Here is a 16,603-nt window from a genome sequence, read left to right as displayed (position 1 = left end):
TTATTAGAAAGTTTAATAAATAATTCTGTAGCCGCTAATCCAACAAATATACCTACAAACATTCCTGAAGCTCCTGTATAGGATATAGGTATCACACCCGTCACTTCAACAGCTTTATCCGCATTTTCAGGAGTAAACATCATCTGCATAGGTGTTAATACAACAAATGTCGAAATAGCAACTAATACCGCTGCAATATGATTTGTATAATTTCTGCTTGCACACATATGATAAGATACTGCTGCTACAACTAATAATGTAGTTATGCTTAATGTACCATTGGCAATTGAAGTACCAATTTGTTGTAACGTGGTCAATGTACTAGTATCGACAATTTCCCCCATGAATCCTGTTGGTTCTAAGATCACTGAATTAATAAGTGTCACAAACCCTGCTAACATCATAAATGGCATAAATGTAGCAACCGCATCTCGCAAAGTTCTTAAATGGATCTGATTCCCCAACTTAGTCGCAACTATACCGAATTTTTCAAATACAATGTCCTTCCTGCTACTTTTACCCATATTTTTTCTCCTTTATGCTTATTGTAATCGATTACTTTTCCACCCAAATAATACATCACTTATCAATAAAAGTAAATACTTTTAATTAAATATATATATCTTTTTTTAGTATAAAAAAATAAGCTCTGAAAAAAATAATTTTCCCGAGCTTATTTTTCAACAAAAACAGCTTCAAAAACAAAATCTTGATATAAATGTCTCGATACCGAATACTCGAAAGGTTTACCAGATGATAGAGCAACAACTTTGTCTATCTCGATCATAAATTCACCTGGATCTATTTTTAATATTTTTGCGTCAAATTCACTCGCAGTATCTCCTTTGATACGTATGTGCGAAGTCTTTATTTCCAGACCCAGTTCATTTGTGATATAAGCATATACAGATTTCTTTAAATGTTTTGGTTCCAAGCCTGGTATGACTGCTAATGGCATGAATGTTTGCTCAATCGAGTATGGTTGACAATCAATAAAACGGCTTCGTACAATATTATATACATAGTCTTTTACACTGATACTTAATTTATCAGCTACTTTTTTCGATGGAAGTTCAATTGAGAAAGTATGGATTTCTGAATCTACGTGTTCTTCACCAATCACGCTAAACAAACCTTCGTTTGGACCAAGAACTCGTGAGTTATCAATTGGTGTTCTGACGACTTCAGTCCCATACCCACTTCTACTTCGCAAAACTCCTTCGGAAACAAGTAAGTCTACGCCTTTCTTTACTGTTAACTTGCTTGTATGATAAATAACTGCCAATTCATCTCCTGTAGGAAGTTTCTCACCAATTTTATACTCTCCATTTACAATTTTTTTCTTTATATCTAAGTAAATTTCCATATACTTCGCAATTTTTTTCAATGGTGACCCTCCAATCAAAAACATATCTTCATCTATACTTTAACATAAATAAACCGATAAAATCCACAGCAAAATTATACATACAACAAAAAAGATATATATATTTAAACAAAACTATTTACTTTGAGTTGTAAGCGGTGTTATCATTAAGTGAAAACAGGAGGTAAAAAAATTATGACAACTATGAAAAAGCTAACTTTTCCAGATGATTTTTGGTGGGGTTCCGCTTGGTCAGCTGAGCAAGCAGAAGGAAAAGGGGAAACAGGAAAAGCAGAGACTATCTGGGATCGCTGGTTTAAAGAACAACCTTACCGGTTTTATCAACGAATCGATTCCTCTATTACAACCGATCACATCCATCAATATAAAGAAGATATAGAACTAATGAAAAAAACTGGGCATAACTCCTTTCGCGTTTCTATTTCTTGGGCACGAATGTTTCCAAATGGCGGTACCGGAAAAGTAAATCCCAAAGCCATTTCTTTCTATCGAAAATTATTTTCCGAAATGAATAATAATGGAATCAAAGTATTTGCCAACTTATATCATTTTGACATGCCTGCTACTCTTCAAGATAAAGGTGGATGGGAATCACGTGAAGTAGTTGATGCTTATGTTCATTACGCTGAAACTTGTTTTAAAGAATTTGGTGACTTAGTTTGTCATTGGTTTACCTTCAATGAACCACTTGGGCCTATTTTAGGTACTTATCTTGAAGATTTTCATTATCCAAACCTCATTGACTTTAAACGCGGAGCGCAAGCAGCATTCTTCACTATACTTGCACACGCAAAAGCAATACAAGCATTTAAAGAACTAGCTCTTCCTAGTAAAATAGGCGTTATTCTAAATTTGAGTCCTACTTTTCCTCGTAGTCAAAATCCTGCTGATGTGAAAGCAGCAGAAATCGCTGATTTATTTTATACGCGGAGCTTTTTAGATCCTATGGTTAAAGGGAATTTTTCTAAAAAGCTTATCCTGTTATTACAAGAATATAATCAGCTTCCTGAAGATTATACGAAAGAAGATCTTGTATGTATCTACGAAAATACCGCTCAAATTCTTGGACTAAACTATTACGAGCCACGTCGCGTCAAATCTCGTTCTTCTATGGTGGATACATCTAGTCCATTTTTACCAGAGTGGTTTTTCGAACCACATATCATGCCTGGACGACGAATGAACGAATACCGGGGATGGGAAATTTACGAAAAAGGAATTTATGATTTGTGCATGGATATCAAGAACCATTATGGAAACATCGAAGCATTTATCTCCGAGAACGGAATGGGCGTTGCGGATGAAGAACGTTTCATGGATGATACAGGGCAAATAATTGATGATTATCGGATTGAGTATATCAAAGATCATCTTGCTTACTTATGGAAGGCAATAAATGAAGGATGTAACATTAAGGGGTATCATCTTTGGACATTTATTGATTGCTGGTCATGGATCAACGCCTATAAAAACCGATATGGGCTGGTTTCACTCGACCTTACTACTCAAAAAAGAACAATTAAAAAAAGTGGCGAATTTTACAAGCAATTAAGTGATACAAATGGATTTAGATACGATGTAGACTTGTTAGTTGAATAATATTCTAAAATTCCACTTGAAGTGAACACATTAGAAAACAAGAATAATGAGAAATACCAATAACAAATACTTTTTCTTTATACTTCATTTATACTTGTCAGTATAAGAGACTGTGACAAATGTAGTGATCCTCAGAAGTTAGGTCTGGAAATCTAACTTGAGAAGATTTTTTTTAAACTACGTCCAGTCTTTTTTATTTGTTTAAAATTGAAGTTGACAAGTCTTCATTAAAAATTTAGAATATTCACAAGTTTGACGACAATTATGAAAATTTATGTCGTGCTAAAGGAGTTTTGTTATTGGATGAAAAGTTAGATATAAAAACTGCGATCAAAGACACGTTACCTACCGTTTTCGGTTATATCGGTATTGGACTTGCATTTGGTATCGTTGGGAAAGCTGCCGGATTTCATCCACTAGTCGTCACGTTGATGTCCCTGCTGATCTATGCTGGTTCTGCCCAATTTATCACGGTCAGCATGCTTGCTAGCCATAGTCCACTGCTCTCCATCGTTCTCTCGACCTTTCTAGTCAATTCCCGAATGATTCTGATGAGTATGACGATTGCTCCTTATTTCAAGAAAAATCGGCTGCTTCAAAATCTGCTGATTGGCACATTGCTGACAGATGAAAGTTTCGCACTGGGAATGAATAAATTGAACTATACTGGACAAAAGTTAAACTTTCGTTGGATGAATACAGCTAATTGGATTTCTTATTTGACGTGGGTGGGTTCTTCTCTTGTTGGCGCACTTTTAGGGAATTTTATTACTGATCCGAAAAAGTTTGGTTTGGATTTCGCCATCGTCGCTATGTTTATCGGGTTACTTTATCTTCAAGTCATTTCTGATAGAAACACCTCTAAACGATTACAGTTGATCCTGATTGGACTCACTTTGATTCTGGTATATGTCGGACTGATTTTTATCCCAAGTAACTTAGTGATTGTAATTGTAACACTGATTGGGTGCGGATTGGGGGTGTGGATCAAACATGCCTTCTTTTGAGTTTACATTGCTGACTATTTTAGGTTGTACTTTAGCAACTTGGCTTTCTAGGGTCCTACCATTTGTCTTACTGAAAAAATACGATTTACCGCAACCGTTGCTTGAGTATTTAAGTTTTGTCCCAATCGTCATTATGTCTGCTTTATGGTTCAGCAGTCTATTTACCCAAAATATCGGACATCTGCCGCAGATCAATCTCGAAAATGCTTTGGCTTCAGTTCCTACACTTTTAGCTGCTATTCTTTCAAAAAGCTTATTGGTGATCGTCTTGGCAGGAATTCTTTCCCTTTCGTTGATTCGCTTATTATAAATAAAAAAACAAGAGCTTATGGCAAATTACTGTCATGCGCTCTTGTTTTTATCAAAGTCAAATAAGAAAAAAATCGGCGTATTCTTGCTTATCCGTTGAACGGACCACTAACAACGACTTTTCCTAACATATGTCCTGTTTCTACGTCTTTGGTTGCTTGTTTCAAGTTCTTCGCATTCATCCCATCTGAATAGACCTTGCTCAATGTACTGCGGATAATCCCTTCATTTGCTAAAGCAGCAATGTGCGCTAAAGCTTCTCCTTGCGTTTCGATTTCATAGTTATAGTCTGTTTTAGCGAATATATACTCCCAGTCGAAGCTGATAGATTGGTTTTTCCAAACACCTATATCTAACGGCTCTTTGATCCCTACGATCGTTCCCACATGTCCAAATGGTCGGACAAGGTGCTTGATTTGATCAAAGTAGCGGGTAATATCGAATAATACAGCGACATACTCTACTTGATCGATTCCTAATTCACGAAAACTTTTACTTAAGTCGTGATGATAATCGATTGGATAGTCTACACCTGTTTTTTTCAGCCATTCAAAATTCTTCGGACTTGCAGTCGCGTAGACTTCTAGGCCAGCCCAATGCGCTAGTTGATTCAAAATCGAACCGACGCCCCCGGCTCCGTTGATCACTAAGATTTTTTTCCCGCGATTGGCATTTTCTTCTGGAGTTAGACCAAATTTTTCAAATAACAATTCATAAGCGGTCAATGAGGTCAACGGCAAGGCTGCAGCTTCTTCATCTGAAAGATTTTTTGGTGCAAGAGCGACAATACGTTCGTCAACTAGTTGGTATTCTTGATTGCTTCCTGCTCTTGTTGTTGTACCTGCGTAAAAAACGCGATCGCCGACAGAAAATTTTTGCACTTCGTCACCTACAGCAACAACTTTCCCGACTCCATCAAAACCTAAGATACGTAAAGCATTTCTTATCCCGTTATCTTGGCGAAGTTTCGTATCGACAGGATTAACAGATACTGCGTTGACTTTTACCAGAAGATCCCGTGAACTGAGTACAGGTATCTGTTCTTTTTCATCAATAAAGCTTTTTGGATCATCGATCGGCAACCCTTCATAAAAACCGACTACCTTCATTAATTCCTTTTCTGACATACGAATTCCTCCTTAGCTTCATCAAGTTGGAGCATCCATACAGTTTTCATTTCAATATATATAGTATGCTATTTGTTCCACCTTTTTTATTCATCATAATTATTCTCTTACTTAAAGTAAAATATTTGCACTTTTTTGGTTAAAAAAGAGGTTGCGACAAGACTTTTGTCACAACCTCTTATAAACGGTGTTCCCCTACCAACTCTTCGGTCACAAGTTACAATATTCATAAAATATGAGGAGCTATTTTTTGGAATTGCTCCTTGTGACTCAGAGTTAAACGGCAGGCTCACAACCTCTGATATAAACGGTGTTCAATCAACTGACCCTCGGTATTAGCTCAAAAAACGACAAAATATGAAGAGCTATTTTTGTTTGGCTGTTCTTATTACTTGATACAGGACAGCTTTTTCACGACCTCTAATTCACGGTGTTCAAGCAAGAAATCATTGTTCACTGAAAAGCGTTGGATGTTCTTTTTCAAAGGTGTCTAAGATCTCTCGTACTTCATCAGTAGATTTCGTATTCATCAACTGAACTCGCAAGTCATTTGCTCCTGGAAATCCTTTGATATAGATTTTAAAGAAACGATGTAGTCCTGTGATGGAACGCGGGATGATTTCTGAATAATGATCTTGCAGATCTAGTTGCAGACGAAGTAGTCCGATCAGTTCTTTTTCTGTATGTTCCCTCGGATCTTTTTCAAATGCATAAGGATTCTTGAAAATCCCTCGGCCAATCATGATGCCATCAACGCCATATTTATCGGCCAATTCTTCTCCTGTCTGGCGATCGGGGATATCTCCATTGATCGTGATTAGTGTTTGTGGAGCGATTTGGTCACGTAAAGCAATGATTTTAGGAATGACTTCCCAATGTGCATCTACTTTACTCATCTCTTTACGCGTACGCAAATGGACAGAAAGATTGGCTATATCTTGATGAAGTAGGTGACTGATCCATTCTTCCATCTCAGAAATTTCCGTATAGCCGATACGCGTCTTGACGCTGACAGGCAAACCGCCAGCTTTAGCTGCTTCAATCAATTGTGCCGCTACTTCTGGACGAAGGATCAAGCCACTGCCTTTTCCACGTTCTGCTACATTAGGGACTGGGCAGCCCATGTTGATATCGATTCCTTGGAAGCCCATTTCTGCCATAGCAATGCTCATTTCTCTAAAAAATTCTGGCTTGTCTCCCCAAATATGGGCAACCATCGGCTGTTCATCTTCTGTAAATGTTAATCTTCCTCGTACACTGTCTTTTCCATCTGGATGACAGAAACTGTCTGAGTTTGTAAACTCAGTAAAGAAGACATCCGGTGCTGCTGCATGCTTTACGACATGGCGAAATACAACATCTGTGACATCTTCCATTGGTGCTAAAACAAAAAAAGGCTTTGGCAGCTCTTTCCAAAAATTAGTAGTCATTTATTTGTTACTCTCCATTCTATCAAGCAGTGAAGTCGCAATCTTTCTCAAAAGCATTGTCATTATACTAGGAAACAAAAAAAGAAGCAAAGTGAACAGCTCAGAAGGTTTGTCTGATTGAACAAAAAGAGGACTGTGACAAAAATCTTCACAGTCCCTTTTCCGGAATAAATGGTGTTCTCCTGCCAACTCCTCGGTCACAAGTTAAAATATTCATCAAACATGAGAAGCTGTTTTTTGAAATTGCTCCTTATGACTCGGAGCTGAATGGCAGGCTTACGACCTCTTTCTTAAACGGTGTTCAAAAGCTTGCATCTGCGGTAAAAAGCCCAACCAAACGAAAAATATGAGAAGCTATTTTTGTTTGGCTGTTCTTATTACTTGATGCAGAACAGCTTTTTCACAACCTCTCCACTAAACATTGTTCAATCAGCTGACCCTCGGTATTCGCTCAAAAAACAACAAAATATGAGGAACTATTTTTCCGTTTGTTTCTTTAATACTCAGGTCAAAACGCTGATTTCACAACCTCTTTTCTAACTTCTCAATCCTCTTCCTTTATTAATCAAATACCAAGTAACGGCGTACAAAACAACGATGAATAACACAAGTACGATCATCGATGTTGCTACTGGCACATCGATCGTTCCAAGGAATCCGTAACGGAAACCGGAGATCATATAAACGATCGGATTGACTTTCGAAACAGCTTGCCAAAAGGGCGGTAACATAGAGATGGCATAGAAAACGCCACCTAGATAAGTTAACGGCTGCAAGACAAATGTAGGCACGATCGATACATCATCATAAGACTGAGCAAAAATCCCGTTGAGCAGTCCTGCTAACGAAAACAAGATTGCCGTCATCAATAATGTAATGATGACCATGAACCATGAATACACATGAAGTGGTACAAAGAACAAGGAAATGATCGTTACGAGAGAGCCGACGAGAATACTGCGACCCACACCACCAATCACAAAGCCCCAAATAATCACATGCGTAGGAACAGGTGCTACCAAGATTTCTTCGATATTTTTCTGAAATTTTTGAGAGAAGAAGGACGAAGAAACATTGGCATACGAACTAGTGATAGCAGACATCATAATCAAACCAGGAACGATGAATTCCATATATGAAAAACCACCCATGTCACCGATCCGCCCACCGATCATTTTTCCGAAAATAACAAAATACAAGGATGTCGTGATCACTGGCGGAACCAGTGTTTGGACCCATATACGCAAATAGCGGTTCGTTTCCTTGATAGCTAAACTTTTTAATGCAGTAAAATAAAGATTAAACATTTTTCTCCTCCGTATGATTATTTTCTTCTGTGATTTTCAAGAACAGTTCTTCTAAACGATTCGACTTATTCCTCATAGAAAGAACTTTGATTCCTTGTCTTGTAAGCTGATCGAAGATTCCGTTCACCCCTTGATTTCGTTCAACTTCGACAGCGATTGTCTGCTCATCTTCAAATGTACAAGCATATCCTTCAATCACAGGTTTGGTATCATATGGCGCTAAATCAAAGATAAATGTTTCAAATTGCAGTTTTGACAGAAGCTCTTTCATACTTGTATTCTCGATCAGTTCACCCGATTGGATGATTCCGATGTTGCGACAAAGCATTTCAGCTTCTTCTAGATAATGCGTCGTCAAAATGATCGTTGTACCATTTTCGTTCAATTCTCGTAGAAACTCCCACATCTCGCGTCTCAACTCGATGTCAACTCCTGCTGTTGGTTCATCTAAGATCAGCAAACGTGGTTCATGCATCAGTGCTCTAGCAATCATCAGTCTTCGCTTCATTCCCCCGGAAAGCATACGTGCACGGACATTTCTCTTTTCCCAAAGATTGGACTGCTTCAAATATTTTTCACTGCGTTTCATCGCTTCTTTGCGAGAGACACCGTAGTAACCGGCTTGATTCACGACGATTTGCTGGACCGTTTCAAAAGGGTTAAAATTGAACTCTTGCGGGACCAATCCAATCTGTTGCTTTGCTCGAACTAGATCCTTGTCCAGATCATAACCGAAGACATTCACTTTTCCAGATGTTTTATTGACTAAAGAAGTAATAATCCCGATCGTTGTAGACTTCCCAGCTCCATTTGGCCCTAATAGCGCATAGAAATCTCCTTCTTTCACCGAAAGATCGATTCCCCGCAATGCTTCGACCCCACTTCCATAGATCTTTTTCAAATTATTTATTTCAAGCGCATTTGCCATTTATTTCCTATCTCCTTATAGACATGATTCTTTATTGTATCATGGAATACAGCAGATGAAAAAACAACTTGGTTTCCACACAAAAACACACCTGCTCACAAAGAGGAGATGTGTTTTCTAGTTCATGATCATCTTCGATAGAATAACTATCTAAACAACTCTGGAACTTTTAAAATCATAAAAGCACCGACAGCAACTACTACGATGACATATAGAAGATCCTTATAACTGAGGTTCTTTCTTTTTTATTCATGTTAAGCTTTCCTCCGTCCTTTTATCGAAAGCTTTTTTCTTTTATTTTAACCGAAATAAATAAAATGGAAATAGTTATTTATCAATTTCTGTTTTCTCTGTTTGTTTTACGGAGAACTTTTCCATGGAACGTGCGTCTCGTCGCTAATGCTAAGTTTTTTCGATAAAAGCTGCTAGAAGGAAGACAGCGTGGTTTATTTTGTATCGTCTTTTGCTAAATCTTCCAAGATCATCTGGACAGCAGACTCGTTTCCATTGAATTCTGCCACTTTTTTGGCATCGATGTACTTCTTTTGATAATCGTCTTTTTGGACCCACGCATCATGCTTCGTTTGATAAAGTTAATCAAACGGATACCACTGCCGCTGTTCATCGAACAACAAACTTTCTTTTTGGGCCTGTTCAACTATGGATTCAGGGTAATCCAAAACTTTCAGCAAGGCAATCGCATTTCGGGTCCTTGAAGGTCCTTCTTTTAATTTGAAATCAAAACTGATTCCTTTTCCTTCTGTTACTTGTTCTTCAAAGTGGACATTCTCACAATAATTCTTTAAAATCTCTGTCAATTCGATATCATGTGTGGCGACAAATGCTAATGATGGATACTCCGCAAGCCACCGAACGACTGAAGCGGAAGAAGCAATCCGTTCAATCGTATTTGTCCCTTTTAAAATCTCATCTACGAAGCAGTAGCAGCGTTCTTTGGAAGCCACTTGGTCCAGCAAACGTTTGATCGATTTGATTTCTGAAACAAAATAACTGTCGCCTTCAAATAAATCATCTTCGATTGCCATGGAAGTCAACACATGTCCAGATTGCAGGGTAAACTGTTCTGCAATCGCTGTTTGGATCGTCTGTGCTAGAATACAGCTGATGGCTATACTTTTGACATACGTAGATTTTCCTGATGCATTGGAACCCGTGACTAATATATTCTTCTGCCAGTTGACTGGATTCACTACCGCTTCTTTTAACAATGGATGATAGATATCTTTCGCTGTCACACCGCCCTCAGTAAACTCTGGTCGGCAAGTGATCGGCATATAGGTGCGATAATTCAAAACGGCTGCTGCAACTTCCAATTCTCCCAGCAATTCCCACAGCTTGATGGCTTCATTTGAATGCTTTTCTAATTTAGTGAGAACGAAATGATAGGAGATAAATGGTAGCATGAACATGATGTTGACATATTCAAAAATCAATTCTGCTTCACTCCCGCTCTTCATTCGAAATGAAAAACCTAATTTAGGGATGTCTCTTAATGGTTTAGTTTGCTGTTTCAGCTCTTTTTGAAGTGGTGTCGTCATTTTTGCTAACTGATTGGCGGCTGAAATCGTTGAAACCAAATAACTCATGCTATTCAGCTCTGTTTCTAGTGTTTGTTTCTTCACTAGATAATAGACCGTATTGAATACTAAGCCACCGATTGCTAGATAGATTCCTAGTACTTGCCCTAAAAGAAGCAAACCTACACCCACCAGCGGAAGCAAGCCAAGAAAAATAAATAAACCTACGCGTCCAATCTTTTTACTTTTTCCATCCGCTAGATATTGTTTTGCAAAATTATGATCTTTTTTTCCTAAACGAGCGAATTGATATTGGATTCTTTCTCTCAGTTGAGGATTTTCCTGATAAAAAGCAATTAGTTTTTCTAACTGATAATCTTCTCCAAAATCAAAGCTACGTAAACGCTGATACAACGCTTCTGAACCTACACTAGAATAGGTACTGTTGATCCCTTCAAATACTTCGAAAATATCCAAGTCATACCAAGTAAGATCGTCGATTTCACTATCCCATGAACGGAATTTTTTCTCCGTGAGCCACGCATCCTTCAAACTTTCTTCTTTATCAAATCTCGGTTGATAAGGAATTTTTCCCCAATTACTACGAACTGTTTCCTTTACTTTCAAACGTGAAAAAATGTCTAAAACAACTAATAAAATAACAACTGCAATAATAATTAAAACGATAAATTCTCTTTGGCCCATATCCCTCTCCGTTCCTTGATTTGTTAGTTTTAGTATAGCACTGTTGCGCTATTTGAAAAGGGGGTACAAAAATAACTATCTTCGTTACCTAATTCGTATCAATCACACCAAAATAAAAACACCTTCCAAAAAAGAAGATGTCTTTAAAACGAGATACAATTTTTTGTCATTCACTTCAGGTAAATTAGAGCCAATTAAACCCTCCGCAACTTGACGGAGATGGAGAAGATGCCCCCGTCTAATCTAGCGGTCATCTCTCCTCCCATTCCTTCCACCAATTTTTTTGACAGGTAAAGCCCGATTCCGCTAGATTCCGTATTTGTGCGGCTGGTATTTTCGGTATAAAAACGCTGGAAGACTTTTTCAACAGAGGTTTGCGCTCCTGGTTTGATAGGATTGGCCACTGTTAATCGAATGAATGGATCCTCTTTTGAAAATGTCACCTTTGCTTGTCCATCTGCATAACGCAATAAATTCTGTATGATATTTTGCAGCACTCGCAGCAACATGAGCGGATCTGCTAATACAGTTGTATTTATCGAGTGTTCAGCGAACGCTACCTGGATATTTTTCTCAGAAAATTGTTCATAAAAAGAGAAAAATACTTCTTCCACCTCTTTAGAAAAAGAAAGCGTATGGAGATCCATTTCTTTTTGCTTCGTCTCTATTCGAGCAAGATCATAAAACTGATCCGTCATACTGAGTAATCTTGCAACAGATTGTTTGATGATCGTTAAATACTTCTCCCGTTTCTCCGTATCCTCTACCTGTTCCAGTAATTGTACATAACCGTTAATAGCAGTCAAAGGAGTTCTGAGATCATGAGAAAGGCCGACGATCGATAGTCTGATGTTTTCTTCCATTTCTTGAAATACTTGTCCTTTTTGTTCATTTTCATCCACCCATCTATTCAGTGCATCTACTAGGTCCATTAGATTCTTTTCTCGAAATTCGACTGAGAGACGACCACCATATTCTTGTCGTTCAGAAAGAGTGGCGATTTTCTTAGTTAATCGCTTGATTTCCCTTTGCAGGAAGAAAATAAAACTTCCCATAAAGATAACAACGAGAAGCAACAGCCACTTAATCAAATCTAAACCCCACTCCCCACACCGTATGAATATACACAGCATGTGCCTTTGCTAGTTTCCCTCGAAGATTGGAAATATGCATATTCACTGTTTTCTCACTATCAAAATATGGTTCTTGCCAAACTGTTTCATAAAGATTTGCTCGCGAAAATACTTTTTTCGGATGTTCTAAAAAAAGCTTCAGCAGATCGAATTCTCTTCCTGTCAAATGGACAGCCACGCCATTCACATTTACATCCCTTGACTCTTTGTCCAGTAAGATTTCCTTGTAATAGATGCGTTGTGACAGATCTTTTACTTGGACAGAAGTCTGATGACGAAGTTGGATGCCGATTCGTAACAAAAGTTCTTCGATATCAAATGGTTTCGTCACATAGTCATCCGCTCCTGCTGCCAACAAGGAAACTTTATCTCTTTGATCGCTTTTTGCTGAAAGAACGATGATCGGAACATTCGATGTCTGTCGGATTTCTGCTAACAATGCTTCACCTGAAAGCCCTGGAAGCATGAGATCTAGAAGGATCAAATCGACAGGATATGTGCTTAACAATAATTTTCCTTCCGTACCTGAATAAGCATCAAGAAGTTTGTATCTCTGTTCAAGAACCTCCTCCAGTAAGGAATGAACAGCTTCATCGTCTTCGATAACCAAAATAGTTTCCAGCAGGACCACCTACTTAATGTCAGATTTTTGGAAAATAAACATTCCTAGAGCTGATGATACCACGATTGTTACTAGACTGACCAGAATCATTTTCGGTGCTTGCGAATAAGTTGCTTGTTGCGCAAAGTCCGTATACATGAGCCACGTTTCCGTAAACCACTCCGTTAGAAATTCCAAGCCTTTGATTTTTGCGAAAACACCGGGAACGAAGGCCGTTCCCATGATATAAAGAAAAGAAAGAAGCAAACTGACACTGGTACTTCTAGTGATGAATGTCAAAGCCAATGGAACAGATAATGTCCCTAATATCAGCAGAAGCAATACAGGAAATACTTTTAGAACATAATTTCCATAGTTTTTGATTCCCTCAACTTCACCAAATCCGAAAGCAAGTGTGTAAGCAAGCATGGCTAGCCCCGTAATCAAAACCACGCCAAGTGTTGTGATCAAAAGCGTAACGAGAAGTTTCGACACATAATAAGTCATTCGATTCCGTCCTAAAGATAACGTATTGCGAATCGTACCGTTTTGAAATTCTTCCCCAATATAAAAGCACGCAAATGCTGCGAAAGCCAGAAGAATCCATGCAGCCATTTTTTCTACCATTAAAATCCCTGTTGCACCGTTGATGACTGTATCCGTTGCTTGGTTTAATTCATTGCCGTATTTTGTATGCATATACCATTCGTTCCAAGAATAAAAAAGCGGAAGTACGACCATCAGTCCTAGTGAGACCCACATTTTACGGCTCTTCCATACTTTTATTTTTTCAGCAGTTAATAGATTAAACATGTGGATTGCCTCCAGTTAATTGTAAGAAATAATCTTCCAGTTTTTGCCCAACTAGGTGGATACCATCCACAGGAACTTTTGCCTCTACCAATGCTTGATTGATGGCTGCTACTTGGTCAATTCCTTCAAAAAGCTGGATAACACGGCTAGATTGGACAAAATAATCCCTATAACCAAGAGAGTCGAGAACCGTTACTGCTTGTTCCGTCGCCGAAGTGTCAATTTTTATAAATTGACGAGATTCTTGTGCCAATTCTTCTTTCGATAATTCTTTGATCAAGTGTCCTTCATGCAAAATACCATAGTGAGTGGCGATCTGTGACAATTCATCTAGCAAGTGGCTAGAAAGCAAGACGGTGATGCCCCGTTCTTTTACCAAACGTTGGATGATTTCTCGCATTTCTGCCATCCCTGCTGGATCCATCCCATTCGTCGGTTCATCCAAAATCAAAAATTCTGGATTCGTGATCAGTGCATTTGCAATAGCTAAACGCTGGCGCATACCTAAAGAGAAATTCTTTGCTTTCTTTTTCCCTGTATTTTCCAATCGCATCATTTTCAGCAGGTCTTCGATTTCTCTATCCGACACACCGCCGTTCGCTGCTTGGATACGTAGGTTATCTCTTGCAGTTAATTCTGGATAAAGAGCAGGGGTTTCAATCGATTGACCCATACGTCGTCTTGCTGCCTGCAAATCCGTCGTTCCAAATAATTCGATCGAACCTTCATCAATCGAGATCAAACCCATAATAGTTCTCATAAAGGTAGACTTACCCGCTCCATTCTCCCCAATCAAACCATAGATCATTCCACGTTTGATTTCGATCGATACTTTATCTAATGCTTTGGCAGCACCGTATTTTTTGGTTATACCAGTTGCTTTCAAGACCGTTTCATTTCCAAAATCCATACTTATCCTTCTTTCTTATTGATAAGTGAAGTATAGTTGACGGGTATAAAGAAAGCAGCCAGAAATGTATAAAGAAAGCGTAAATTTTCCAATTGAATTTCAAGAAAAATCAGACTGTCTCGCAGACGTGGTTGCGTTGTCTGCCAATCAAAGAGCGCACCAAACAGTGCTAATCCAAGTGGACTGGCCACCATGGTAATCGTTGTTATCGTTGACATCAGACGTCCTTGTATATGCGTTGGAACTTCTCGCTGAAGCTAGACCATATAAAAAGCAAAAGAAAACATTAATCCTTAAAAACGGACTTATGAAAAATAATACATGCCGTTTGGGATTTACAATTAGCTACCAAATAAGAGGTTATGACAAAAGACTTTTCACAATCCCTTCTTCCGAATAAACGGTGTTCTCCTACCAACTCCTCGGTCACAAGTCACAATCTTCATCAAACATGAGAAGCGATTTTTGTAAATTCCTTCTTATTTCTTGAAGCTGACCACTTCTGTCACAACCTCAGAAGCGGATAAATAATATTGTTTGAAGATACTTGATCTTTTTCCCGTTTGTTTATAGATCGAATGATATTATAGACCAAGAATCCTACCTATTAACATAGCTAAAAACACAAAAAAGGCACTTTCCAAATTGTGGAAAGTGCCAGAAAAGTTAGGATTAAGGTAACTGCGCTCAGCATTGCTTCGCCCAGTACGATTCTCGTAACTCGTGAACTCGAACGATAATCGCAATTAACGTTTTGAGAATTGTGATGCTTTACGAGCTTTCTTAAGACCTGGTTTTTTACGTTCGACCATACGTGCGTCACGAGTAAGTAAGCCAGCACGTTTAAGAGCTAAACGGAAGTCAGGATCAACTTCTAGCAATGCACGAGCGATACCATGACGGATAGCTCCTGATTGTCCAGCGTATCCTCCGCCGTTTACGTTAACAAATACGTCATATGCGCCTTTTGTTTCAGTAACAGCGAAAGGTTGATTGATTACTTCACGCAAGTCAGCATGTGGAATGTATTCTTCAACATCTTTTTTATTTACAGTAATTTTGCCAGTTCCTGGTACTAGACGTACGCGAGCAACTGCGTTTTTACGACGGCCTGTGCCGATATATTGAACTTGTGCCAATGAAATTCCCTCCTATTAGATTAAGTTTGTGATGTCTAAAACTTCTGGTTGTTGTGCTGCATGTGGATGTTCTGCTCCACCGTATACGTTCAATTTTGTAAATTGTTTGCGGCCTAAAGTGTTTTTAGGAAGCATACCTTTTACAGAAGTTTCGATCAAACGACGAGAATTTTTAGCACGCAATTCGCCAGCAGTGATTGATTTCAATCCTCCTGGGTAGTTGCTGTGACGGTAATAAATTTTGTCAGTCGCTTTTTTACCTGTTAATTTCACTTTGTCTGCATTGATGACGATGACGAAATCGCCAGTATCCAAATGAGGTGTGAAAGTTGGTTTATTTTTACCACGTAGTACAGATGCAACAACTGTTGAAAGACGTCCCAATGGAACATCAGTTGCGTCTACTACATACCATTTACGTTCTACTTCGCCTGGTTTGGCCATATATGTTGTACGCACGTTATTTTCCTCCAATTTAAGTTCTGATGTTTGACATACACTTCGAGTTTCCGGGGCTCTTTGTGGGGCAAACAATACCATTTAACATATTACCCGCTAATCTAGCCAATGTCAACGTTTTTCTGCTTGATTGAAAAATTTATATGAAACTTTACTTCTTTGTCTTTCTTTTATATAAAAGGGTCGTTTCCTGCCAAAATGAAAAACAAAA

The 16,603-nt window shown here is 38.5% G+C and carries 17 protein-coding genes; 3 read left to right on the top strand and 14 right to left on the bottom strand.

Going from position 1 to position 16,603, the window contains the following annotated elements; genetic code table 11:
• A partial coding sequence (locus RG571_RS10045; protein WP_308947662.1) for a PTS transporter subunit EIIC occupies positions 1 to 524 on the bottom strand: 524 nt, incomplete at its 3' end.
• A gap of 149 nt (positions 525 to 673) precedes the next feature.
• Positions 674 to 1,387 (bottom strand): GntR family transcriptional regulator, encoded by a 714-nt coding sequence (locus RG571_RS10040; RefSeq protein ID WP_002318822.1) that lies wholly within the window; start codon positions 1,385 to 1,387, stop codon positions 674 to 676.
• A 174-nt stretch (positions 1,388 to 1,561) separates the two neighbouring features.
• Between RG571_RS10040 and RG571_RS10035 the strand changes: the two genes are divergently transcribed.
• The 3 genes from RG571_RS10035 (at position 1,562) to RG571_RS10025 (ending at position 4,303) form a co-directional block, all read left to right on the top strand.
• The gene (locus tag RG571_RS10035) at positions 1,562 to 2,986 is read left to right on the top strand and encodes a glycoside hydrolase family 1 protein (RefSeq protein WP_002339702.1); all 1,425 of its coding nucleotides are present in this window, start codon (positions 1,562 to 1,564) and stop codon (positions 2,984 to 2,986) included.
• Between the two features lie 299 nt (positions 2,987 to 3,285).
• Complete coding sequence (locus RG571_RS10030; RefSeq protein WP_002339701.1) at positions 3,286 to 3,993, top strand: AzlC family ABC transporter permease; 708 nt, start codon at positions 3,286 to 3,288, stop codon at positions 3,991 to 3,993.
• The gene (locus RG571_RS10025; RefSeq protein ID WP_002318819.1) at positions 3,980 to 4,303 is read left to right on the top strand and encodes an AzlD domain-containing protein; all 324 of its coding nucleotides are present in this window, start codon (positions 3,980 to 3,982) and stop codon (positions 4,301 to 4,303) included. Before RG571_RS10030 ends, RG571_RS10025 begins: the two co-directional genes overlap by 14 nt.
• Positions 4,304 to 4,391: 88 nt before the next feature.
• Here RG571_RS10025 and RG571_RS10020 read toward each other — a convergent pair whose 3' ends face one another.
• The 12 genes from RG571_RS10020 to rplM all read right to left on the bottom strand — a co-directional run bounded on the left by RG571_RS10020 (position 4,392) and on the right by rplM (position 16,377).
• Complete coding sequence (locus RG571_RS10020; RefSeq protein WP_258430595.1) at positions 4,392 to 5,429, bottom strand: zinc-binding alcohol dehydrogenase family protein; 1,038 nt, start codon at positions 5,427 to 5,429, stop codon at positions 4,392 to 4,394.
• A gap of 446 nt (positions 5,430 to 5,875) precedes the next feature.
• Entirely contained in the window at positions 5,876 to 6,859 is a 984-nt protein-coding gene (locus RG571_RS10015) for a tRNA-dihydrouridine synthase (protein ID WP_002339699.1), read from the bottom strand.
• Positions 6,860 to 7,395: 536 nt separating this feature from the next.
• Positions 7,396 to 8,166 (bottom strand): ABC transporter permease, encoded by a 771-nt coding sequence (locus RG571_RS10010; RefSeq protein WP_002287492.1) that lies wholly within the window; start codon positions 8,164 to 8,166, stop codon positions 7,396 to 7,398.
• Positions 8,159 to 9,094 (bottom strand): ABC transporter ATP-binding protein, encoded by a 936-nt coding sequence (locus tag RG571_RS10005; protein ID WP_002287494.1) that lies wholly within the window; start codon positions 9,092 to 9,094, stop codon positions 8,159 to 8,161. The genes RG571_RS10010 and RG571_RS10005 overlap by 8 nt, the downstream gene beginning before the upstream one ends.
• Positions 9,095 to 9,687: 593 nt before the next feature.
• Positions 9,688 to 11,337 carry a DNA mismatch repair protein MutS gene (locus RG571_RS10000; RefSeq protein WP_114635101.1) on the bottom strand — a complete coding sequence of 550 codons (1,650 nt, stop codon included), beginning with the start codon at positions 11,335 to 11,337 and terminating at the stop codon, positions 9,688 to 9,690.
• Positions 11,338 to 11,531: 194 nt separating this feature from the next.
• Complete coding sequence (locus RG571_RS09995) at positions 11,532 to 12,428, bottom strand: HAMP domain-containing sensor histidine kinase (protein WP_002376361.1); 897 nt, start codon at positions 12,426 to 12,428, stop codon at positions 11,532 to 11,534.
• The gene (locus tag RG571_RS09990; protein WP_002376364.1) at positions 12,421 to 13,101 is read right to left on the bottom strand and encodes a response regulator transcription factor; all 681 of its coding nucleotides are present in this window, start codon (positions 13,099 to 13,101) and stop codon (positions 12,421 to 12,423) included. Before RG571_RS09990 ends, RG571_RS09995 begins: the two co-directional genes overlap by 8 nt.
• Positions 13,102 to 13,884 carry an ABC transporter permease subunit gene (locus RG571_RS09985; protein WP_002339695.1) on the bottom strand — a complete coding sequence of 261 codons (783 nt, stop codon included), beginning with the start codon at positions 13,882 to 13,884 and terminating at the stop codon, positions 13,102 to 13,104.
• Entirely contained in the window at positions 13,877 to 14,794 is a 918-nt protein-coding gene (locus RG571_RS09980; protein WP_002287502.1) for an ATP-binding cassette domain-containing protein, read from the bottom strand. The genes RG571_RS09985 and RG571_RS09980 overlap by 8 nt, the downstream gene beginning before the upstream one ends.
• Positions 14,795 to 14,796: 2 nt before the next feature.
• Positions 14,797 to 15,012, bottom strand: coding sequence for a hypothetical protein (locus tag RG571_RS09975; RefSeq protein WP_002318811.1), 216 nt, complete (start codon positions 15,010 to 15,012; stop codon positions 14,797 to 14,799).
• 528 nt (positions 15,013 to 15,540) lie between these two features.
• Positions 15,541 to 15,933, bottom strand: coding sequence for a 30S ribosomal protein S9 (rpsI, locus tag RG571_RS09970; RefSeq protein ID WP_002287505.1), 393 nt, complete (start codon positions 15,931 to 15,933; stop codon positions 15,541 to 15,543).
• Between the two features lie 15 nt (positions 15,934 to 15,948).
• The gene (gene rplM, locus RG571_RS09965; protein ID WP_002323724.1) at positions 15,949 to 16,377 is read right to left on the bottom strand and encodes a 50S ribosomal protein L13; all 429 of its coding nucleotides are present in this window, start codon (positions 16,375 to 16,377) and stop codon (positions 15,949 to 15,951) included.
• Positions 16,378 to 16,603 lie beyond the last annotated feature (226 nt).

The organism is Enterococcus sp. FR204 (assembly GCF_031143325.1).
GTDB classification, from domain to species: domain Bacteria; phylum Bacillota; class Bacilli; order Lactobacillales; family Enterococcaceae; genus Enterococcus_B; species Enterococcus_B faecium.
Note: the sequence above shows the minus strand (reverse complement) of the source record. Positions and strands in the feature narration are given on the sequence as shown.

Coding starts and splice junctions, on each gene's coding strand:
- RG571_RS10010 (WP_002287492.1), bottom strand. CDS start 8,166: ATGTTTAATCTTTATTTTACTGCATTAAAAAGTTTAGCTATCAAGGAA.
- RG571_RS10035 (WP_002339702.1), top strand. CDS start 1,562: ATGACAACTATGAAAAAGCTAACTTTTCCAGATGATTTTTGGTGGGGT.
- RG571_RS10020 (WP_258430595.1), bottom strand. CDS start 5,429: ATGTCAGAAAAGGAATTAATGAAGGTAGTCGGTTTTTATGAAGGGTTG.
- RG571_RS10025 (WP_002318819.1), top strand. CDS start 3,980: ATGCCTTCTTTTGAGTTTACATTGCTGACTATTTTAGGTTGTACTTTA.
- RG571_RS09985 (WP_002339695.1), bottom strand. CDS start 13,884: ATGTTTAATCTATTAACTGCTGAAAAAATAAAAGTATGGAAGAGCCGT.
- rplM (WP_002323724.1), bottom strand. CDS start 16,377: ATGGCCAAACCAGGCGAAGTAGAACGTAAATGGTATGTAGTAGACGCA.
- RG571_RS09980 (WP_002287502.1), bottom strand. CDS start 14,794: ATGGATTTTGGAAATGAAACGGTCTTGAAAGCAACTGGTATAACCAAA.
- RG571_RS10000 (WP_114635101.1), bottom strand. CDS start 11,337: ATGGGCCAAAGAGAATTTATCGTTTTAATTATTATTGCAGTTGTTATT.
- RG571_RS10015 (WP_002339699.1), bottom strand. CDS start 6,859: ATGACTACTAATTTTTGGAAAGAGCTGCCAAAGCCTTTTTTTGTTTTA.
- RG571_RS10005 (WP_002287494.1), bottom strand. CDS start 9,094: ATGGCAAATGCGCTTGAAATAAATAATTTGAAAAAGATCTATGGAAGT.
- RG571_RS09975 (WP_002318811.1), bottom strand. CDS start 15,012: ATGTCAACGATAACAACGATTACCATGGTGGCCAGTCCACTTGGATTA.